General features: G+C 72.2%; 19 protein-coding genes. 13 read left to right on the top strand and 6 right to left on the bottom strand.

From position 1 onward, the window contains the following. Positions 1 to 16: 16 nt before the first annotated feature. Positions 17 to 688 (bottom strand): bifunctional DNA primase/polymerase, encoded by a 672-nt coding sequence (locus tag ACFYY7_RS14735; RefSeq protein WP_388661543.1) that lies wholly within the window; start codon positions 686 to 688, stop codon positions 17 to 19. Positions 689 to 1,041: 353 nt separating this feature from the next. Between ACFYY7_RS14735 and ACFYY7_RS14730 the strand changes: the two genes are divergently transcribed. Then, positions 1,042 to 2,424 (top strand): transcriptional regulator, encoded by a 1,383-nt coding sequence (locus tag ACFYY7_RS14730; protein WP_388661540.1) that lies wholly within the window; start codon positions 1,042 to 1,044, stop codon positions 2,422 to 2,424. 186 nt (positions 2,425 to 2,610) lie between these two features. Continuing rightward, positions 2,611 to 4,149 (top strand): hypothetical protein, encoded by a 1,539-nt coding sequence (locus tag ACFYY7_RS14725; RefSeq protein ID WP_388661537.1) that lies wholly within the window; start codon positions 2,611 to 2,613, stop codon positions 4,147 to 4,149. A 107-nt stretch (positions 4,150 to 4,256) separates the two neighbouring features. On the opposite strand, the gene ACFYY7_RS14720 is transcribed toward ACFYY7_RS14725, so the two are convergent. Next, positions 4,257 to 5,537, bottom strand: a complete 1,281-nt coding sequence (locus ACFYY7_RS14720) for an ABC transporter substrate-binding protein (protein WP_388661535.1) — start codon at positions 5,535 to 5,537, stop codon at positions 4,257 to 4,259. Positions 5,538 to 5,654: 117 nt separating this feature from the next. On the opposite strand from ACFYY7_RS14720, the gene ACFYY7_RS14715 reads away from it, so the two are divergent. Together ACFYY7_RS14715 and purU are read left to right on the top strand one after the other, a co-directional pair. Continuing rightward, positions 5,655 to 6,158: a hypothetical protein gene (locus ACFYY7_RS14715; protein ID WP_388661532.1), complete on the top strand. Its 504-nt coding sequence runs from the start codon at positions 5,655 to 5,657 to the stop codon at positions 6,156 to 6,158. Between the two features lie 28 nt (positions 6,159 to 6,186). Next, positions 6,187 to 7,065, top strand: coding sequence for a formyltetrahydrofolate deformylase (purU, locus tag ACFYY7_RS14710; protein WP_388661529.1), 879 nt, complete (start codon positions 6,187 to 6,189; stop codon positions 7,063 to 7,065). 19 nt (positions 7,066 to 7,084) lie between these two features. Here purU and ACFYY7_RS14705 read toward each other — a convergent pair whose 3' ends face one another. Then, the gene (locus ACFYY7_RS14705; protein ID WP_388661526.1) at positions 7,085 to 8,461 is read right to left on the bottom strand and encodes a zf-HC2 domain-containing protein; all 1,377 of its coding nucleotides are present in this window, start codon (positions 8,459 to 8,461) and stop codon (positions 7,085 to 7,087) included. Continuing rightward, positions 8,458 to 9,033 (bottom strand): RNA polymerase sigma factor, encoded by a 576-nt coding sequence (locus tag ACFYY7_RS14700; protein WP_388661523.1) that lies wholly within the window; start codon positions 9,031 to 9,033, stop codon positions 8,458 to 8,460. Before ACFYY7_RS14700 ends, ACFYY7_RS14705 begins: the two co-directional genes overlap by 4 nt. A gap of 257 nt (positions 9,034 to 9,290) precedes the next feature. Between ACFYY7_RS14700 and ACFYY7_RS14695 the strand changes: the two genes are divergently transcribed. Continuing rightward, positions 9,291 to 9,665, top strand: a complete 375-nt coding sequence (locus ACFYY7_RS14695; protein WP_388661520.1) for an STAS domain-containing protein — start codon at positions 9,291 to 9,293, stop codon at positions 9,663 to 9,665. A gap of 82 nt (positions 9,666 to 9,747) precedes the next feature. Then, entirely contained in the window at positions 9,748 to 10,269 is a 522-nt protein-coding gene (locus ACFYY7_RS14690; RefSeq protein WP_388661517.1) for an EF-hand domain-containing protein, read from the top strand. 64 nt (positions 10,270 to 10,333) lie between these two features. Here ACFYY7_RS14690 and ACFYY7_RS14685 read toward each other — a convergent pair whose 3' ends face one another. Continuing rightward, complete coding sequence (locus ACFYY7_RS14685) at positions 10,334 to 11,872, bottom strand: class I adenylate-forming enzyme family protein (protein ID WP_388661514.1); 1,539 nt, start codon at positions 11,870 to 11,872, stop codon at positions 10,334 to 10,336. 144 nt (positions 11,873 to 12,016) lie between these two features. On the opposite strand from ACFYY7_RS14685, the gene ACFYY7_RS14680 reads away from it, so the two are divergent. The 4 genes from ACFYY7_RS14680 to ACFYY7_RS14665 all read left to right on the top strand — a co-directional run bounded on the left by ACFYY7_RS14680 (position 12,017) and on the right by ACFYY7_RS14665 (position 16,396). Next, on the top strand, positions 12,017 to 13,210 hold the full coding sequence (locus ACFYY7_RS14680; protein ID WP_356089477.1) for an amidohydrolase family protein: 1,194 nt from the start codon (positions 12,017 to 12,019) through the stop codon (positions 13,208 to 13,210). 7 nt (positions 13,211 to 13,217) lie between these two features. Continuing rightward, positions 13,218 to 14,378 (top strand): acyl-CoA dehydrogenase, encoded by a 1,161-nt coding sequence (locus ACFYY7_RS14675; RefSeq protein ID WP_388661510.1) that lies wholly within the window; start codon positions 13,218 to 13,220, stop codon positions 14,376 to 14,378. A 7-nt stretch (positions 14,379 to 14,385) separates the two neighbouring features. Then, positions 14,386 to 15,360: an acyl-CoA dehydrogenase family protein gene (locus ACFYY7_RS14670; RefSeq protein ID WP_388661507.1), complete on the top strand. Its 975-nt coding sequence runs from the start codon at positions 14,386 to 14,388 to the stop codon at positions 15,358 to 15,360. 517 nt (positions 15,361 to 15,877) lie between these two features. After that, the gene (locus tag ACFYY7_RS14665; RefSeq protein WP_388661504.1) at positions 15,878 to 16,396 is read left to right on the top strand and encodes an ATP-binding protein; all 519 of its coding nucleotides are present in this window, start codon (positions 15,878 to 15,880) and stop codon (positions 16,394 to 16,396) included. Positions 16,397 to 16,427: 31 nt separating this feature from the next. On the opposite strand, the gene ACFYY7_RS14660 is transcribed toward ACFYY7_RS14665, so the two are convergent. After that, a complete protein-coding gene (locus tag ACFYY7_RS14660; protein ID WP_388661502.1) occupies positions 16,428 to 17,354 on the bottom strand; it encodes a cyclase family protein in 927 nt (308 codons plus the stop codon). Positions 17,355 to 17,437: 83 nt separating this feature from the next. Between ACFYY7_RS14660 and ACFYY7_RS14655 the strand changes: the two genes are divergently transcribed. From ACFYY7_RS14655 to ACFYY7_RS14645, 3 genes are read left to right on the top strand one after another with little or no spacing between them, the layout of a single operon-like run. Then, positions 17,438 to 18,352: an SDR family oxidoreductase gene (locus tag ACFYY7_RS14655; RefSeq protein ID WP_266730603.1), complete on the top strand. Its 915-nt coding sequence runs from the start codon at positions 17,438 to 17,440 to the stop codon at positions 18,350 to 18,352. A 37-nt stretch (positions 18,353 to 18,389) separates the two neighbouring features. Further along, positions 18,390 to 19,586 carry an acyl-CoA dehydrogenase family protein gene (locus tag ACFYY7_RS14650; RefSeq protein WP_383717396.1) on the top strand — a complete coding sequence of 399 codons (1,197 nt, stop codon included), beginning with the start codon at positions 18,390 to 18,392 and terminating at the stop codon, positions 19,584 to 19,586. Further along, a complete protein-coding gene (locus ACFYY7_RS14645; RefSeq protein ID WP_388661497.1) occupies positions 19,583 to 20,632 on the top strand; it encodes a Zn-dependent alcohol dehydrogenase in 1,050 nt (349 codons plus the stop codon). Before ACFYY7_RS14650 ends, ACFYY7_RS14645 begins: the two co-directional genes overlap by 4 nt. The last annotated feature ends 40 nt before the right edge of the window (positions 20,633 to 20,672 follow it).

The following is a 20,672-nucleotide window of genomic DNA, read 5'->3' as shown; positions in this document are numbered from 1 at the left end:
GTGTTCCGGGACCAGCCTACGAAAGGGCGTCCCTGGAGAGGCGGGCCCGCGCGTCGGCGGCTTCCCTGGCGCAGGCGTAGGCGAGCGGGCTGATGAGCTCCTCCGCGTCCGGCAGCCAGCGGTTGGCAGGGGTGGGGCGGCGGGCCCACTGCACCGCTCCGCGGGCGCCGACCCGGGTCGGCGGACCCGTGACGTAGTGGCCCTCGCCGCGGCCGACCAGATCGATGGCGGCGGCCCGCCAGCCCAGCTTCCGTACCAGCTCGTTCGACTTGGCCGCCGCGCCCGGCAGCACGAAGAAGAACATCCGCCGGTCGGGGCTGCAGGTGACGGGGCCCAGCGGCAGGCCCATCCGTTCCATCCGGGCCAGCGCCAGGAAGCCGGCGGACTCCGGTACGTCGATCGCGTCGAAGCTGCGGCCGGTGGGCAGCAGGATCGACGCCTTGGGGTGCCTCGACCACATCCGGCGGGCCGCGGCCCCGCTCCCGGTCGCCTGGCCCGCCCAGTCGGGGCCGGTGGGGTGGGCGCCGGGGGAGGCGCAGCCGGCGTTGCCGCAGGAGCACCGCTCGGTCCCCTCCGCCGCCTCCAGCCAGGTGCCGGGGCACACGTCCCAGTGCCGCTCCTCCGTGTACCGCACCGCCGCGTCGAGCAGTTGCTCGCTCCGCTGCTGGGGGACCTTCGCGGCTTCCATGACTCCGACGGGCTCTTCGACTGAGATCGGCTCTTCCACGCACAGCACAACTACGGCCAACACCCGGGGTTACGGGCGTGGCGGCTGCGGCCGCGGTGTATCGATCCGGCACACGGGGCGCATGGATGCATGGGCGGGGGCGCGCGTGAGGCGGTGTCGGGCGGGGCGGGTAGCCACATACGGGCAACCGCCGGATAGTCGTCGTGCGGGTCCGGAACGGTCGGCCTCAGTCATATGCCGACATGAATGGCAAGGAACACGACGCACGTGACGAACACGATGAATCTGTGCATTTTCCGCGTATTCGCCGGGCAGTGATCGGCTCAATGATCACTGCGGCCTCAGGGGGAAACATGGCAGCCAGGCCTCTCGTCGCCCGCCAGCCGAACGAACGGCTCCAGGCGCTCATTCAGGAAGCCGGATGCTCCAACGCCGGCCTCGCCCGCCGCGTCAACATGGTCGGCGCGGAACGCGGGCTCGACCTGCGTTACGACAAGACGTCCGTGGCCCGTTGGCTGCGCGGACAGCAACCACGCGGCAGGGCGCCGGGAATCATCGCCGAGGCCCTCGGCCGCAAACTCGGCCGTACGGTCACGATCGACGAGATCGGCATGGCCAACGGCAAGAACCTGGCGTCCGGCGTCGGCCTCCAGTTCGCCCCGACCGTGATCGGCGCGATCGAGCAGGTCTGCGAGCTGTGGCGCAGTGATGTCGGTCGCCGCGACTTCCTGTCCGGCTCGGCGGTCGCCGCGTCCGCGCTCGTCGAACCCAGCCGTGACTGGCTGATCACCGGCGCCGACCCGCAGGTGGCACGGGCCGCCGGGGCCCGGGTCGGGATCTCGGACGTGGAGGCGGTGCGGGCGATGACGACCGCGCTGGTCGACCTCGACCACCGGTTCGGCAGCGGACATGTGCGGCCGGTCCTGGTGCACTACCTGAACAGCGTGGTCTCCGGGCTGCTCTCCGGGGCGTACCGCGAATCGGTCGGCCGGCAGCTGTTCGGGGCGGTCGCCCGGCTCACCGAACTCGCCGGGTACATGGCGGTCGACACCGGCCAGCCGGGGCTCGCCCAGCGCTACTACATCCAGGCGCTGCGCCTGGCCCAGGCGGCGGGTGACCGGGCGTACGGCGGTTATGTGCTGGCCGCCTCGATGAGCCATCTCGCCGCGCAGCTCGGCAACCCCCGGGAGATCGCCCAGCTGGCGCGGGCCGCGCAGGAGGGCGCGCGCGGGCGCGTCACCCCGAGGGCGGAGGCGATGTTCTACGCGGCGGAGGCGCGCGGTCACGCCCTGCTCGGCGACGCCCGCACCTGCCAGGCGGTGACGGGCCGTGCACTGGCCGCCATGGAGCGGGCCGAGCCGGGCACGGGCGACGACCCCGACTGGATCGCCCATTTCGACCGCGCCTATCTCGCGGACGAGCTGGCGCACTGCCACCGCGACCTCGGCCAGGCGGAGGCCGCCGCGCGCCGCGCGAAGGAGTCCCTGGCCGGACACCCGGAGTCCCGGGCCCGCCGCCGGGGAATCGGCCTGGTGCTGCTGGCCACGGCCCAGGTCCAGATGCGTGAGGTGGAGCAGGCCTGCCACACGGGCACGCGGGCGATGGAGCTGCTGGGGTCGGTGCGCTCCAGCCGGGGTGCGGAGTATCTGGACGATCTGCAGCAGCGGCTGATCCCGTACGGGGACGAGTCGGCGGTGCGCGAGTTCGGTGCCCGTCTGGAGCTCCAGGCGGCCTGACCGGGGCCGGGGACCGGGGGCCCGGCCGGGTGGACGTGTCCGGGTGCCCCTTAACTGCGTCTTGAGGGCGCTGAGCGTTACAGCGCTTGTGAAGGGCTGGTGAGTGACAACACACGCTTGGCGAACGGCGGCAACCACCCGATAGCGTGAGCCGACGATTCCGTAGGTTTACACGTAGGAGTCCCGGTGACGCAGAGCGGACAGGGTGACGAGCAGCAGCTCCCTGCTGTACGGCCCACGCACGAGGGTGTCGTGCTGCCCGCGGGTGGCGGCGAGCCCTGGATACCAGGGGGGCCCGCGGATCAGGCCGCCCCGGCGGGCGGCCAGCCGTGGGGGCAGCCCTGGGGGCCGCAGGCGGCGCACCAGGACCCCTCGCAGCAGCACCACCAGCCCCAGGGGCAGGGGCAGTACGGCCAGGTGCAGCCGGGGCAGGGGTACGGGCAGCCGTCCGCCCCGCAGCACCCCCAGATGCCGCAGGCCCAGCCGCTGCCGCCCGTCCAGCCGCAGCACATGCCGCAGCACATGCAACAGCCGCCGCACCAGCCCCAGCCGATGCAGCAGCAGATGCAACAGCCGCCGCACCAGGGGCAGCAGCCGCAGCAGATGCAGCAACAGCCCCAGCCGCCGCAGTCGTTCGCGCAGCCGCTGCCGCCCGAGGCCGTGCCCGGGATGAGCATGGGCGGGGACGCGGAGGCCACGCAGTACATCGCGCCCGTGCCGGGCGGGCTGCCGCCGGAGAACCCCGCGGAGTCGACGACGTTCCTCGGCCGCGGGGGGCCGCAGCAGCAGGCGTACCAGCAGCAGCCCGGCAACGGCGGTGACGCCGAGGCGACCCAGTACATCCAGCCGGTCCCCGGCGGCACCCCTTACGGCATCAGGCCCGGAGCCCCGGGCGACCGGCAGCCGCCCGCCGAGTTCGACAACCTGTTCCGCAGCGACGAACCGGCGGGCGCCACCCAGCAGATGCCCCAGCTCGACCCCCGGCAGCAGCATCAGGGCGCCCCGCCGCAGTACCAGGGCGCCCCGCAGGCCCAGCACTCCGCGCAGGCCCCGTACCAGCCGATGGGCGAGGAGCCGCAGCAGCCGCGCAAGAGGCGGGCCCACGTCACGCTCATCGCGGCGGTCGTGGTCGGCTGTGCCGTCGTCGGGCTCGGCGCGGGTGCGCTGCTGAGCGGTGGCGACGACGAGAAGGGCAAGGACGACAAGCAGGCGGTCGCCGCGGCGAGTTCACCCGCCGGGGAGCCCTCCACGCAGGCCGCCGCCGATCCGGCGAAGCCGCAGGCCGAGGCGCTCGACAAGCTCCTCGCGGACAGCAACGACAGCCGTGCCGCGGTCATCGGGGCCGTCGAGAAGACCAAGAGCTGCACGGATCTGGACCAGGCCGTGACCGATCTGAAGGGCGCCGCCCAGCAGCGCCGCGATCTGGTGACCCGGCTGGAAGGGCTGTCCGTCGACAAGCTGCCGGACCACGCCCGGCTGACCACCTCCCTCACCAAGGCGTGGCGGGCCTCCGCCGCCGCCGACGAGCACTACGCCGCCTGGGCCGAGCAGGCCAAGAACGGCAAGAAGGTGTGCAAGCACGGAAGGGCGCGTACGACCTCCGAGACGCAGGCGGCCACCCAGCAGAGCGAAGAGGCGAGCAAGCAGAAGCAGCAGGCGTCCGGGCTGTGGAACTCGATCGCGGCGAAGTACGGACTGACCCAGCGGGCGGCCACGCAGCTCTGACGGCGCGTCCCGACGGCGCCCGTTCCGCGCATCCATGAGGGTGCCGCGAATCGGGACGGGTGCCGTGTACCCGGGCGGGTGTGGCGAATCCGGGCGGGTGGTGCGGGTCAGCGCGTCGCGCTGGCGTCCGACAAGGTCTTCGAGACGTCCATGAAGCCCTTCCGGTCCGCGACGAGCCGGCCGTTCCGCACCACCTGATACGTCACCCTGGTGTTGACGATCCGGGGGTAGGAGGACGAGCCCAGCACGTCCGTGAAGCCCCAGCGCAGCACCGGGGTGAGTCCGCCGGTCTCTGCCTCGGTGCCTTTGTTGAGGGCGGAGGTGAGCTTCCAGGGGGTGATCTCCGGGGAGTCGATCGACTTCACGAGCTCCTTCAGCACGGTGTACGCGATCCAGGTGGTCTGCACGCCCGTGTCGTCCGGGTCGATCCGGTTGTCGCCGAAGGCGTGCTCGCGGATCACTTCGCGCATCGGGTTCCAGCGGGCGTCGCCCGCGTCCGGGTACCAGCCGGTGATGTACGCCCCCTCGAACGGGCTGTTCCGGCCGCCGGTGCTGTCGATCAGCGGCTGGTCGACGCTGCCCAGCACGGAGGAGATCCGGACGCTCCCGTACGACGGTTCGAGCCGCCGGAAGGAGTCGAAGAAGGTCTCCGTGCGCTTCCCGAGCACGGCCGTCACACAGCCGTGGGACGCCCCCGCCGCCTGGAGCGCGGACGCGGCGGCCCCGTCGTAAGAAGTGGCCGACTCCGGGGCCCGGATGTCGGCGGGCGCGGGGCGGCCTGCCTCGGTGAGGCCGGTCCGCAGGAGCCAGGCCTGGCCGTCGCCGCTCAGGGTGTCGGGCCGGACCACGGAAACCCGCTCGCAACTCCGGGCCAGCTGTCGGGCGTTGCCCGCGAGCAGGGCGGGCTGACCGCCGTTGACCGGGAAGGAGTTGTAGCTGCTGAACTCCTCGTCGGAAGCGCCGTAACCGCCGATGTAGGGGATTCCGGCGGCCTCCAGCGGCGACATGAACGCCGTCCCGTGCCGGCTGTACGAGCCGACGACCGCCACCGCCTTCTCCTTGACGGCCAGCCGGGCGCAGTTCGCCGCCCCGATCGAGGTGTCCTGCTCGTCGCAGGTGACGACGCGCAGCTTGTGACCGTCCAGCCCGCCGTCGGCGTTGGCCCAGCGGGCATAGGTGCGGGCCATGGCGGTCATGCCCGCCATGTTCACCGTGTCCGGCCCCGCGGCCCCGCCGGGGGCCCAGGTCAGTACGGTGACGGGCTCCCTGGAGCCCCCCGTGGCCCCAGGGAGTGCGCCGCAACCGGTCATCAGCAACGCCCCGGCCGCCGCCGCACTTGTGAGGAGCTTGTAGGGGCGGGAGGAGGTTGGGCGTCGCCATCCGGTCATAGGCATGAACATTTCCGGCCGCGGGGTAACGCCGCAGTGTGCTCCGTTCAACGCTCGGTGACATCCGGGTGAATTGCAGGGGGCGATGCGAGCGGCGGAAAAGGGAACGTACGATCGATGACCGTGCAGCAAGGTTCGGAGAACTCTTCCCGTCGCGGCCGTCGCTCCTCCACCATGGGCGGCATGCCGCTGAATGACATGCCTTGGTGGCGCTGGCGCAGCAACGTGCGCTCGGCGCTGCACATGCTCTCCGACCCCGTCTTCCACCACGAGTGCTGGCTGACCGGCCTGGAGGGGTACGGCGACATCACCGACGCCGTGTACCGCCTGGTCGAGGACACCTGGCTGGACAACTGGTCCGCCGAGAAGTACATCGGAACGATCTTCCGCGACACCGACGAGGCCGCTCTCGTCGACGTCGCCGTGCTCCGGGTGCTGCGCATCATGCACCAGGTCGGCGCCGACGCCCCCGTCTCGGCGTATCTGGAGCACCACGGCTGGCAGGAGGCCGTCCGGGCCGCCCGCGAGGCCCATGTGCTGCTCGCGGGCAACGACGGCGAGGACCCCGACACGCCGCCGCGCTCCCTCGACGTGCTCCGCATCATGACCAGGTCGGCCTGATTCCGGGCCGGTGTGGCACGCTACGGGGATGACCGCGCCGCAGCCTGCCGACACCACCCCTGAGCAGTACGTCCTCACTCTCTCCTGCCCCGACAAAAAGGGCATCGTGCATGCCGTGTCGAGCTATCTCTTCATGACCGGCTGCAACATCGAGGACAGTCAGCAGTTCGGCGACCACGACACGGGTCTGTTCTTCATGCGGGTCCACTTCTCGGCGGACGCCCCGGTGACCGTGGAGAAGCTGCGGGCCAGTTTCGCGGCGGTCGGCGACTCCTTCCGGATGGACTGGCAGATCCACCGCTCCGCGGAGCGGATGCGGGTGGTGCTGATGGTCAGCAAGTTCGGGCACTGCCTCAACGACCTGCTGTTCCGTTCCCGGATCGGGGCGCTGCCGGTCGAGATCGCCGCCGTGGTCTCCAACCACACGGACTTCGCCGAGCTCGTCGCCTCGTACAACGTTCCCTTCCAGCACATCCCGGTGACCAAGGAGACCAAGGCCGCCGCGGAGGCGGAGCTGCTGGAGCTGGTCCGTGCGGAGAACGTCGAGCTGGTCGTCCTCGCCCGCTACATGCAGGTCCTCTCGGACGACCTCTGCAAGCAGCTGAGCGGCCGGATCATCAACATCCACCACTCCTTCCTGCCGAGCTTCAAGGGTGCGAAGCCGTACCACCAGGCGCACGCCCGTGGTGTGAAGCTGATCGGTGCGACGGCGCACTACGTGACCGCGGACCTCGACGAGGGGCCGATCATCGAGCAGGAGGTCGAGCGGGTGGGCCACGGAGTCACGCCGGACCAGCTGGTCGCCATCGGCCGCGACGTGGAGTGCCAGGCGCTGGCGCGGGCCGTGAAGTGGCACGCGGAGCGCCGCATCCTGCTCAACGGCCGCCGCACGGTGATCTTCGCGTAGGAACCCACCGGGAGAGGTGTCACAGACGGCTCAGCGAGGCCGCGGCGCACAGCACGTCGCGGATGACCTCTCGGTCGCCCTCCTGACCGGCCGCCGCCTCGACCGGCGGCACGTGCCCGGCCACCAGCCGGCAGAACTCCACACCGTCCAGCGCGACCTGCGCCACGGTGTGCGCGGGGGAGCCGAGCGCGGCCGGGGAGTCCAGCGGGATGTACCAGTCGCCGCCGCCCGAGCCCTCGACCTCCAGATGCAGTGAACGGCCCGGTGCCCCGGCCGTCACCAGCTGCCGGGCGGGCCCGGCGAGACCGGTCCTGCGGCGTTCGGCGAGGGCGGCGGGCAGCAGCCGGGCCGCCAGGTCGATCATCCGGTTGAGGTGGGCGGCGGACGGCGCCTCGTACGGATAGTCCACCGCCTCCGCGATGTCGCCGCCGTGCACCCAGCACTCGAAGGCCCGGTCCAGCAGGGCGTCGTGCATCGGGAGGGCGAAGTCCCCGTACGAGACGGAGAGCTCACGGACCCCGCGGCCGGCGAAGGACACCGTACGGATGAGGGTGTGGCTCTGCGCGCGCCACGGCTCGTGGACCGCGCGGGTGGGCGGCCGCCGCGCGGCGGACCAGTACTTCTCGGTGCGTGCGGCGGGGGAGAGCGGCCAGTCGGCGCCCCGGCCGAGGACTCCGTCGCCGAGCGGCATTTCGAGGTCGAGGGCGGCGCCGATCAGCCCGTCGACGGCCATGAGATGACCGATGACGCCCGCGACCGTGGTCTTGCGGCCGGCCTCCTGCTCGCCCTCGAACCACTTCAGGCGCACCGGCGCGTGCCACTCCGAGCTGCCGATGTCACGGAGCAGCGCGTCGAGCCGCGCGGTCTCCGCGTCGTACGGGGAAGCCCAGTCCGGCACCGGGATGTCGGCCGGGCGGCGGCTCAGGCAGGCGTCGATCACCCGGGTGCGCAGCGTCGGGTCGAGGTCCAGGCTGCGGTCGGTGTGCAGCAGCCCGACCGCGTCGCGCAGCCGCAGGGCCTCGTCCGCGCAGGCGGCGCACTCGGTCAGATGCGCCTCGACGGCCTCGGTCTCCTCCGCCGAGCAGGCCGCCAGGGCCCACGCGCCGAGGAGCGCCTTGAGGACGCGGTGCGCCAGCACCGGCGGGTCCGGCGGGGTCGGCGCGTCCGACGGGGTCGATCGGTCCGGTGATGCCACGGCGGTTTCCGGTTCCGGTGTCGTCGGCGGTGAGGCCGGTCGCGGCTCCTCGGGCGGGGTCGCGGGGACGGGCGGCGGCAGGGGGACGGCGGAGAGGTCGAAGTCGTCCGCGGCGGCCCGGGGACCCGGTATGCGCGGCGCGCCCCGCACCTCGTCGTCGCGTCCGCCGTCGCGCCCGCCCGCCCCGTCGTCGCCGGTCACAGGGGCCGTCCGTATCCGGGCGGCGACGTCCCTTCGAGCGTGCGGGTGTGCGCGGTGGAGAGCAGCTGCAGCCCGAGCCGGAGCCGGCGGCGGGCCTCGTCCTCGGTGACCCCGAGGTCGGCCGCGGTCTGCCGGTAGTCCCGGCGCTGGATGTACGCGAGCTCCAGCGCGGCCCGCAGCGGGGCGGGCATGGCCGCGACGATGTAGTCGGCGCGGGCCGCGACCGTGGCCCGGTGCACCCGCTCCTCCAGGCCGCTCCCGTCCTCGTCCGGGACGTCGTGATGGCCGTGCTCCTCGCGCAGCCGCCGCACGGACTGACGGTGCGTGAGCCGGGCCACCCAGGAGCGCATCGAGCCCTGCCTGGGGTCGTACGCGTCCGGGTTCTCCCACACGTAGCCGAAGACCTCGCGGGTCACCAGGTCGGCGGCGGTCTCGTCGTCCAGCATCCGATGGGCCTGGCTGTGCACCAGCGAGGCGAACCGGTCGTAGAGCTCACCGAGAGCCGCCGCCTCACCGCGTGCCAGCCGCTGCTGCATCTTGCGGTCCCAGCGGGGCGGTGCGTTCCTGGTCATGCGACCCCCGACCTGTTTCCTCTGCTCTGTTCCCCTCGTCACATCGAATGTAGTCGGCGGTGTCGGCCGTGCACGGCCCTTTACGGCAAGTACGCCTCCGAAAAGGCCCGGGATGATAGTGAAGTGATCATTTCTGCCTGAATCCGCCTGTGTCCTGACAGGCCGTTCGGTGTTTCATGAGGGTGCGGCCGGGGCAGCCGCGAGAAGGAACGGAAACTTCCGGATCGTCGGAATCCCCGGAACGAGAGGTCGGTCGCGTGACATTGAAGGTGGCCGAGACCGTGCAGGGCGAATGGACCGTACTGCACATACGCGGCGAGCTGGATCTGCTGACGTCGCCCGTGGTGCGCCAGTCCGTCCATGACGCGGTCGCCGTCGGCCGCCACGACGTGGTGCTCGATCTCTCCGAGGTCCTGTTCTGCGATTCCAGCGGGGTCGGCGTGCTGATCGCAGCCCGGCGGCTGATGCGTTCCTGCGGGGGCCGGCTGCGGCTGATCCTGCCGGCCCGGGGCGCGGAGGAGGGCTCGCACGTCAACCGGGTGCTCGCCGCCCTCGGCGTACGCCGGCTCTTCGATGTCTACCCCGACTGGGACACGGCCGTCGACGACCGGGCCCGGCCGCTCTCCGCGTGAAACCGCTCCGCGACGACCCCGGGTCGGGTGCCGGGCGTTCCAAAGTGACACGTGACGCCTTCCGGCGTCGTACGCTCCCCGCATGGACAGCGCAGAGTACGAGCGCAAGATCGCCCACCGCTTCGCCGCCTTCGACCAGGACGGCAACGGATACATCGATCGCGCGGATTTCAACGCAGCCGCGGCCCGTCTGCTCGCCGAGTTCGGCACGACGGCGCGCTGCGACAAGGGCCAGGCTCTCTACACCGGGGCCGAGGCGTTCTGGCAGGGCATGGCGGGCATCGCCGATGTCGACGGGGACCAGCGCGTCACCCGTGAGGAGTTCGTGGGCGGGGCCGTGAAACGGCTGCGCGACAGCCCGGAGCGTTTCGCGGAGATCGCCCGCCCCTTCCTGCGCGCGGCGATCGCCGTGGCGGACGGGGACGGCCTGGGCGCGGCGGCCGTACCCGCCGTGGAGCGGGCACTGCGGGTGCTGGGCGCGGATGCCGGGACGGCTCAGCTCGCCGCGCGGACCCTGGACGCGGACGGGGACGGCAGGATCACCGAGGGCCAGGCGGTGTCGGCGTTCGCCGACTACTTCACGGTGATCGCCCCGGACGCGTAGGACGCAGGGGGGTGCGGGGCGGCGCCCCGCACCCCCGTCGGGCGAGCCGCCCCCGCCCCTCCCGTCAGGCGAACTGCTCCCGCAGCCGGTACTTCAGCACCTTGCGCAGGGTGTCGTTGCGCGGCAGCGCCGCCACCACCTCCAGCCGTTCCGGCAGCTTGTGCACGGAGAGCCCCTCGGCCCGCAGGTACCCCGTGACCTGAGCAAGCGTCAGCGGCGCGGCGCCCGCGGGCTGTTCCACGACCGCGCAGACCAGCTCGCCCCGCTCCGTGTCCGGCAGCCCGATCACCGCCGCGTCCCCGACGTCCGGGTGCCGGTGCAGCAGGTCCTCTATCTCCTTCGCGGAGATGTTCTCGCCCTTGCGGATGATGATGTCCTTCAGTCGCCCGGTGAGCACCAAATGCCCGCCGGCCCTGACGTGGCCGACGTCGCCGGTGATCAGGAACCCCTCCGCGTCGAAGGCCGACGCGGACGCCGCCGGGTCCAGATAGCCCTTGCAGACGGCCTCCCCGCGCAGCCGCACCTCGCCGTCCGTGCCGTGCGGCAGCGGTTTGCCGTCCTCGTCGGTGATCCGGATCTCCATGCCCGCGGGCGGCCGGCCCTCCGTCTCGGCGAGGTGTTCCACCGTGTCGTCGGGGGCGCCCATCGTGATCATGGGGACCTCGGTCATGCCGTACCCGTGGGTGAGCTGGACGCCCATCTCCCGGACCACCGCGTGGTAGATCTCCGGCGGCTTCGGGGCCCCGCCGCCCGCCAGCAGCCGCAGGCTGGGGATCAGTTTCCGGTCCGGCGCCTTGCGCTGCTCGGTCAGGAACATCGAGTAGAACGCCGTGGACCCGCCCGCGACCGTCACCCCGTGGCGCCGGTAGTCCGTCACCGCGTCCGGCATCGCGAAGTGTTCGAAGAGGACCGCCGGGAAGCCGTACAGAAGCAGCATCACCGAGTAGTCGGGGCCGGCGACATGGGCGAAGGGGAAGGCCATCGAGCCGATGTCGTCGGCCGACAGATGCAGCGCGTGGGCCAGGCAGGAGCCGCCCGCGATCAGGCTGCGGTCGGTGTGCAGGACCCCCTTCGGGTCGGAGGTGGTGCCCGAGGTCCAGTAGATCCAGCGCACCGCCGTGCCGTCGCCGGGCGGCGGCGGGAGCACCGACGGATCGCCGTCCGGCAGTGACGCGTACGCCTCGAACACCGTCACCGGCCGGTCCGCCGTCACCCGTCCGGCCATCGCGGTGTGGTCGAAGCCGCGCCAGGTGCCCGGTACGGCGAAGAACTCCGCCTTCGACTCGCGCAGCGCGAACCCCACCTCGCGGTCCCGGTAGAACGGGATGACGGGCGACTGCACGGCGCCGATCCGGGTCAGCGCGAACGACAGCAGCACCGTTTCGATCCTGGTCGGAAGCTGCCAGGCGACGACGGTGCCCGGACGTACGCCCATCTCCCACAGCCCGGCCGCGACCCGCTCGCCGCGGTTGCGCAGCTCGCCGAAGGTCAGGGTGCGGTCGTCCTGGATCAGGAACGGGCGGTCCGGGGTCAGGCCGGCCCGGCGTTCGACGAGTTCCCAGAAGGTGCCCGATGCACCCAGGGCGTGCGCGGTCTCGGTCACGGCGAACCCCTTAAAGCTGACGGACAGTCAGATCGTGCGGAGAGCGTAGAGCGCTGCGCCTTGTCGGTCCAGGGGTGCGGGGCTAGCCTGATGGCGACATAAATCTGACGGGTCATCAGAAATCCGCGCGCCGGAGGGGACACCATGACGGAACTGCCTCGGATCGTCAGCGTCGACGACCATGTGATCGAGCCGCCGCACCTCTTCTCGACCTGGCTGCCCGCCAAGTACCGCGAGCGCGGGCCGCAGCCGCTCACCGCGGGCATCGGCGAGCTGGCCTACACGGGCGGCAAGTACGTCATCACCATGGACCCGGACGGCCCGCCCACCGACTGGTGGATCTACGAGGACCTGAAATTCCCGTACAAGCGCAACATCGCCGCCGTCGGCTTCGACCGCGACGACATGACGCTGGAGGGGATCACCCGGGCGGAGATGCGGCCCGGCTGCTGGGACCCGGCCGAGCGGCTCAAGGACATGGACCTCAACCACGTCGAGGCCAGCCTCTGCTTCCCGACCTTCCCGCGCTTCTGCGGCCAGACCTTCGCCGAGGCCCACGACAAAGAGGTCGCGCTCGCGTGCGTGCGCGCCTACAACGACTGGATGGTCGAGGAGTGGTGCGGCGACAGCGGCGGCCGGCTCATCCCGCTCTGCATCATCCCGCTCTGGGACATCGACCTCGCGGTCGCCGAGATCCACCGCAACGCGGCCCGCGGGGTGCGCGCGGTGACCTTCTCCGAGATCCCCACCCACCTCGGCCTGCCGTCGATCCACACCGGGTACTGGGACCCGTTCTTCGCGGCCTGCCAGGAGACCGGCACGGTCGTCAACATGCACATCGGGTCCAGCTCGCAGATGCCCGCCGCCTCGCCGGACGCCCCGCCCGCCGTACAGGCCAGCCTCTCCTTCAACAACGCCATGGCCTCGATGATGGACTTCCTCTTCAGCGGGGTCCTGGTGCGGTTCCCGCAGCTCAAGCTCGCCTACAGCGAGGGGCAGATGGGCTGGATCCCGTACGCCCTGGAGCGCGCCGACGACGTCTGGGAGGAGCACCGGGCCTGGGGCGGGGTGCGCGATCTCATCCCCGAGCCGCCGTCCACGTACTACTACCGGCAGATCTTCTGCTGCTTCTTCCGCGACAAGCACGGCGTCGCCTCGCTCGACGTCGTCGGGCGGGACAACGCCACCTTCGAGACCGACTACCCGCACGTCGACTCGACCTTCCCGCACACCAAGGAGGTCGCCCTCGACCACGTCAAGGGACTGGACGACGAGACCGTCTACAAACTGATGCGCGGAAACGCGATCCGCATGCTCGGCCTGGACCTCGACAAGTAGGCCCGCGATGGACCTCGCGTACACCCAGGAGGAGCGGGAGTTCCGCGCGCGGCTGCGCGAGTGGCTGGCCGCCGTGCTCCCCGGACTCCCCGCGAAACCCCGCCCCGACGACTGGCCGGGGCGCCGCGCGTACGACACGGCCTGGCAGCGGATGCTGTACGACGCCGGCTACGCCGGTCTGCACTGGCCCGTCGACGCGGGCGGCCGGGGCGCGACCCCGACCCAGCACCTGATCTTCCTGGAGGAGACGGAGAAGGCCGGAGCCCCGTACGTCGGCGCGAACTTCGTCGGGCTGCTGCACGCCGGCCCGACGATCGCCGCCGAGGGCACCGCGGAGCAGCGGGCGCGCTGGCTGCCCCCGGTGCTCAGCGGCGACGAGATCTGGTGCCAGGGGTTCAGCGAGCCCGACGCCGGCTCGGACCTCGCCGCGCTGCGGACCAGGGCGGTGCGCGACGGCGACCACTACGTGGTGAGCGGCAGCAAGATCTGGACCTCGCACGCCGAGGTCGCCGACTGGTGCGAGCTCCTGGTGCGTACGGACCCGGCGGCGCCCAAGCACCGCGGGATCACCTGGCTCGCGATGGAGATGGACGCGCCGGGGGTCACCGTCCGCCCGCTGCGCACCCTCGCCGGGTCCACCGAGTTCGCCGAGATGTTCCTCGACGAGGTGCGGGTGCCCGTCTCCCACCGGGTCGGCGCGGAGAACGACGGCTGGCGGGTCACCATGGTCACCCTCTCCTTCGAGCGCGGTACGGCCTTCGTCGGCGAGGTCGTCGCCTGCCGCCGCACCCTGGACGCGCTGGCGGCCGAGGCCCGGCGCAGCGGGCGCTGGGACGATCCGGTGCTGCGCCGCAGGCTGGGCAGGCTGAACGCCGAATTCCGGGCGCTGTGGCGGCTCACCCAGTGGAACGTCAGCGAGGCGCAGCGGGCCGGGGCCGGCGGCGTGCCCGGGACCGGCGGTTCGGTCTTCAAGCTGCGCTACTCGCACGCCCGCCAGGAGCTGTACGAGGCGGCCGCCGAGGTGCTCGGCGCGGACAGCGCGGACCTGGACCGGGAGTGGGTCCTGGACCGGCTCTCCTCGCTCTCGTACACCATCGCCGCGGGCACCTCGCAGATCCAGCGGAACATCGTCGCCGAACGCATACTCGGCCTGCCGAAGGGGCGCTGACGCACTCATGGACTTCCAGCTCTCGGACGACCAGCGGGCCCTGCGGGCGGGGGTGCGGGAACTCCTCGCCGGGCGTTTCGGCAGGGACCGGATGCGGGCGGCGCTCGACGGCGGCACGGGCGTCGACCGGGCCCTGTGGCGGGAGCTCGGCGAGGCCGGGTTCTTCGCGCTGCGGCTCCCGGAGGCGGAGGGCGGCGTCGGTCTCGGGCTGCCCGAAGCGGTCCTGCTCTTCGAGGAGGCGGGGCGCTCGCTGCTGCCCGGACCGCTGATCGCCACCCACCTCGCGGCCGGCCCGGTCAAGGGCGCGGCGCAGGGCGAGACGGTGGTCGCCGTGCTCGACCAGGGGCAGCCGGTGGCACACCTGGGCGAGGCGGACGCGCTGCTGGTGCTCGGCCCCGGGGACGGACCACGGGAATCCGCCGGGGCCGCCCCGGTGTCCGGCGCCGCCCCGGCGGACGTCGCCCCGGTCCGGGACGCCGCCACCCCCGTACGTTCGATGGACCCGTTCACGCCCCTGTGGCGGGTCGCGGACCCGGTGGAGGCGGGCGAGCCGCTGCCCCGGGGCGGGCGGCTGCGCGACGAGGGCGCCCTGCTCGCCGCCGCCGAACAGCTCGGCAGCGCCGCCCGGACGACCGAGATGGCCGTCCAACACGCCGGTGGGCGCGAACAGTTCGGATCGCCGATCGGCTCCTTCCAGGCGGTCAAACACCTGTGCGCCGGAATGCTGGTCCGCGCCGAACTGGCCCGCTGCGCCGTGTACGCGGCGGCCGTGACCGCGGACCCGGTGGAGATCGCGGGCGCCAAACTGCTCGCCGACGACGCCGCGGTCCGCAACGCGCGCGACTGCCTCCAGGTGCACGGCGGCATGGGCTTCACCTGGGAGGCAGACGTCCACCTGCACCTCAAGCGGGCCTGGCTGCGGTCCGGACAGTGGCTGACGGCGGCGGCGGCCGAGGAGGTGCTCGCGGAGGACCTGTGCTGAAACCGGGCGGGTTCCGTGCGGACCGCGGGCGTCCGGCGGCGGGTGAATGCATGATGCACGCAGATGGCAGGCGGAGCCGCAAGCCTCACGCTGCGGAGTTACGCAGTGCAGTTGACCGGCTCCGGCCCCGGCCTGCGGCCTTCACGTCATCCGTCACGGGGTGGAGTCGGTGCCGGGCTCGGGTACGCTCCGTTGGATGCGACAGGAACTGGAACCGGGCGGTCCGGGCGTTGCCCCTGCGGTGACTCCGGCTCCGGAACGGTGCCCTGCTCGCGTTCCAGGCAGAAGCGCCGGGCATGCCCCGGGGGCGGTTCGTACGGCCTCGACGCGCCTCTGTTCGACTCCCCGCAACGTGCGTCGCACAGTATGCATCACGCGTACTCCTTCGCGCTGGAATATGCCCGAAGCGCTTGTTGCGGTGACTGTACGTCAACCATGCTGTCTCGCAGGGGAATCACGTTCCGTGACCCCGAGGAGGCGCGAGGCGATGTGTCCGCCGGTTCGGATGGTGTGAGCGGTGCAGGTGCTTCAGGTTCAGCTGGAAGTCGGGCCGGATCCCGCAGAGGTCGGGCGGGCCCGTAGATGGGCCCGGTCGAGACTGGTCGGGTCCGGGATAAGTGACGACGAGCCACTGGCCGAGACGCTCATCCTGCTGATCTCGGAGCTGGTCACCAACGCGGTGGTGCACACCGGGTGCCCGGCGGTGCTGCGCATGCTGTTCGGCCTGACCGGCTCGGCCGGTGCGGCCGGGACCGTCCGGGTCGAGGTGGCCGACACCAGCTGTCGCCCGCCGCAGCAGCGCCACGCGGCGGGCGAGGACACCAACGGCCGGGGCCTGGAGCTGGTCGACGGCCTCGCCGACCGCTGGGGCTGGCAGCCGGAGGGTGCGGGCAAGCGCATCTGGTGCGAGGTCGACCGGGGCGCGCCGCTGATCCAGCTGCCGCTGCACCCCGGCGCGCAGGGTGCGACGCCCTGCGCGGGGGATGCGGACCGTGATGCGCACCAGGTGTCACAAGCCGTCAAGCACTTTGCATAAAGGTTAAAGCAGTTCGCTGAGGGCTCTCCGGTCACAGGACGGCGACCGGCGCCACCGGGGTGCCGGTCGCACCGGTGAACGGCTCTGGCATGGCGGAGAGCAGGAAGGCGTACCGCTTCTCCTGTGCACAGGCTGTGGACAGCGCCTCCAGATTCCAGTTCTGGCCCTGCAGCATGCCCATCTCGACCAGGTCCAGCGCGTGCACCCCCAGCCACAGGTCCTCGATCTCCGGCGGGAAGATCTCGAAGGTCAGGGTGTCGTTGGCGACCGCCGCCACATCGCGCGCGCGGAACCACTCGGGCGTCCGGACCGACAGGCCGGGCGACGGATAGCCGTACGCGTGCTTGTCGCCCGCCAGATACACCTGCACCTGCCCGGTCCGTACGAGCACGATGTCGCCGGACCTGACCCGTACCCCCGCCAGATCCTCGGCCGCGTCCAGGTCCTCGGGGGTGACGGCGTGGCCGCCCTCCAGCCGGTCCACGCCGTGGGCCCGCGCCACGTCGAGCAGCACCCCGCGCGAGACGATGTGCGGCGCCTTGTCTATCCCGCTGAACTGCGCGCCGCCGTGTGCGGTGATCGTCGCGGCCGGGCGGCCGTTGTAGATCTTCCCCGAGTGCGAGGCGTGGGTCAGCGCGTCCCAGTGGGTGGCCGTCTGCAGGCTCAGGACCGCCGTGTCGTCGCTGGTGGCGACGGTGCCGGGGCCGAAGAGCTCCTGGTTGATCTGGATCATGGTGTGCAGCGGATTGACCCGCCCGGGGATCAGCCCGCTCTGCACCCCGTCCTGCTGGAGGGGGAGCGCGAGCGGGATCCGCAGACCGGTGCGGACGGTGGCCGCCGCCTCGCGCACGACGGCGTCGGTGATCAGGTTGAGCGTTCCGATCTCGTCGTCGGCCCCCCAGCGGCCCCAGTTGTTGACCCGCTTCGCGATGTCGTGGAACTCGGCCGGCAGTGACATGGCGCCTCCTGGGGCTTGTGCTCGTGGACCTGATGGCCCATAAAATCTAACGGTCCGTCAGAAACCGCGGGAAGGGGCCGGGCATGGGGAACTTCTTGGCAGGCAAGGTGGTGGCCGTCACGGGTGCCGGGCGCGGCATCGGGCGGGCGGTCGCGCTCGCGGCCGCGGCCGAGGGGGCGCGGGTCGTCGTCAACGACTACGGCGTCTCCATCGAGGGCGGCGAGCCGAGCAGCGAGGTGGCCGAGTCGGTCGTCAAGGAGATCGAGGCGGCGGGCGGCGAGGCGGTGGCGGTCGCCGACGACATCGCCACGATGGCGGGCGGCCAGCGGATCGTGGACACGGCGCTCGCCCGGTTCGGCCGGATCGACGGGGTCGTCTGCGTGGCCGGCATCCTGCGGGAACGGATGCTGTTCAACATGTCCGAGGAGGAGTGGGACCCGGTGGTCGCCACCCACCTCAAGGGCACCTTCACCGTCTTCCGGGCCGCGTCGGCGGTGATGCGCAAGCAGGAGGGCGGCGGCACCCTGATCGGCTTCACCAGCGGCAACCACCAGGGCAGCGTCGCCCAGGCCAACTACAGCGCCGCGAAGGGCGGGATCATCTCGCTGGTCCGCAGCGCGGCGCTCGGCCTGCACAAGTACGGAGTCACGGCCAACGCCGTCGCCCCGGTCGCCCGCACCCGGATGTCCGCCAACGTCCCCATGGAGCTCAAGGAGATCGGCGAGCCGGAGGACGTGGCGGCGCTCGTCGTCTACCTGCTCAGCGAACGGGCCCGCCAGGAGAAGATCACCGGCCAGGTGTACACGGTCGCGGGGCCGAAGATCGCGGTCTGGGCCCAGCCCAGGGAGCTGCGGGCCGGGTACGTCGAGGGGGCGTGGACCCCGGAGCGGATCGCGGACTTCCTGCCGGGGACGGTGGGCACCGACCCGATGCCGATGCTGGCACGGCTGGAGGAGATGGCCGCCGCGGCGGCGGCGAAGGCGCGCCCGAACGCGTGAGGTCCTGGACGGCGAGCGGCAACAGCAGGAGGCACCAGTGGACTTCAGCTTCGGCCCCGACGACACCGCCTTCCGTGCGGAGGCGCGCGGCTGGCTGGAAGAGCACCTCGTGGGCGAGTACGCGGCGGCCGCCGGCACCGGCGGCCCCGGCAGCGAGCACGAGGGCGTCGCGGTCCGCCGCGCCTGGGAGCGCGAACTCGGCCGCGACGGCTGGATCGGCCTCGGCTGGGACGACCACGGCGCCGGCCACGGCAACCGCCGCGCCGGCCTCGTCCAGCAGGTCGTCTGGGCCGAGGAGTACGCCCGCGCCGACGCCCCCGCCCGGGTCGGTCACATCGGCGAGAACCTCCTCGCCCCGACCCTGATCGCCTACGGCAGCCAGGAGCAGCAGCGCCGCTTCCTGCCCGCCGTGGCGCGCGGCGACGCGCTCTGGTGCCAGGGGTACAGCGAGCCGGACGCCGGATCGGACCTGGCCGCGGTGCGCACGGCCGCGGTGCGCGACCCGGGCAGCGGCGGTCACCGGGTGACCGGGCAGAAGATCTGGACGTCGCTCGCGAAGGAGGCCGACTGGTGCTTCGTGCTGGCCCGCACGGAGCCCGGCTCCCGCCGCCACCACGGCCTGTCGTTCCTGCTCGTGCCGATGGACCAGCCCGGCAGGATCGAGGTACGGCCGATCCGCCAGATGTCGGGGACCAGCGAGTTCAACGAGGTCTTCTTCGACGGGGCGCACGCCGAGGAGTGCGTCGGCGGCGAGGGCAACGGCTGGACGGTCGCCATGGGGCTGCTGGCCCTGGAGCGAGGCGTCTCCACGCTCGTCCAGCAGATCGGCTTCGCCGCCGAACTGGGCCGGGTGGTCGAGGCGGCCGTCGACAGCGGCGCCGTCATGGACCCGGTCCTGCGCGAACGCCTCGTACGGCAGTGGGCCCAGCTGCGGACGATGCGCTGGAACGCCCTGCGCACCCTCGGCTCCACCGGCGACCCGGGCGCGCCCAGCGTGGCGAAACTGCTCTGGGGCGGCTGGCACCAGCGCCTGGGCGAGCTGGCCGTGCAGATCAGGGGCACGGCGGCGGCCGTCGGCCCGGACGACTGGTCGGCGAAACAACCGTACGGACTCGACGAGGCACAGCGCCTGTTCCTGTTCACCCGGTCCGACACCATCTACGGCGGCTCGGACGAGATCCAGCGGAACATCATCGCCGAGCGGGTGCTCGGCCTACCGAGGGAGCCGAGATGAGAGGCGTCGTCTTCGACGGCAAGCGGACCGAGGTCGTCGACGATCTGGAGATACGCGATCCGGGCCCCGGCGAGGTGCTGGTGGCGGTGGCCGCGGCCGGGCTGTGCCACAGCGATCTCTCGGTGATCGACGGGACGATTCCGTTCCCGCCGCCGGTGGTGCTCGGGCACGAGGGCGCGGGTGTGGTCGAGGCGGTCGGCGCCGGCGTCCGTCATGTGGCGCCCGGCGACCACGTGTCGCTGTCCACGCTGGCCAACTGCGGGGCGTGCGCCCAGTGCGACCGGGGGCGCCCGACCATGTGCCGCAAGGCGATCGGGATGCCGGGGCAGCCGTTCACGCGGCGCGGGAAGCCGCTGTACCAGTTCGCCTCCAACTCGGCCTTCGCCGAACGGACCCTGGTCAAGGCCGTGCAGGCGGTGAAGATCCCGGAGGACATCCCGATGACCTCGGCGGCCCTGATCGGCTGCGGGGTGCTGACGGGCGTCGGCGCCGTGCTCAACCGGGCGAAGGTCGACCGGGGCGACACGGTCGTGGTGATCGGCACCGGCGGCATCGGGCTCAACGTGATCCAGGGCGCCCGGATCGCGGGCGCGCTGACGATCGTCGCCGTCGACGCCAACCCGGCGAAGGAGGCGGCGGCCCGGCAGTTCGGCGCGACACACTTCCTGACCTCGGCGGACGGGGTGCGGGACATCCTGCCGAACGGCGCCGACCACGCCTTCGAGTGCGTCGGCCGCACGGAGCTGATCCGTACCGCGATCGACCTGCTGGACCGGCACGGCCAGGCGATCCTGCTCGGTGTCCCGGCGGCCACGGCGGAGGCGTCGTTCCTCGTCTCGTCGATGTACCTGGACAAGTCGATCCTGGGCTGCCGGTACGGCTCCTCGCGCCCGCAGCGGGACATCGCGCTCTACGCGGAGCTGTACCGGGAGGGCCGGCTGCTCCTGGACGAACTCGTCACCACCACCTACCCGGTGGAGGACTTCGCCAAGGCGGCGGACGACGCGCACCACGGCCGGGTGGCCCGGGGCGTGCTGGTGTTCTGACCTCCCGCGTGTTCTGACCCCCGGCGTATTCTGACCCTCC

The sequence above is a fragment of the Streptomyces sp. NPDC001933 genome (genome assembly GCF_042890955.1).
In the GTDB taxonomy this organism is placed as follows: Bacteria; Actinomycetota; Actinomycetes; order Streptomycetales; family Streptomycetaceae; genus Streptomyces.
The sequence above is the reverse complement of the archived record's forward strand: the minus strand, read 5'-3'. Positions and strand labels throughout refer to the sequence as shown.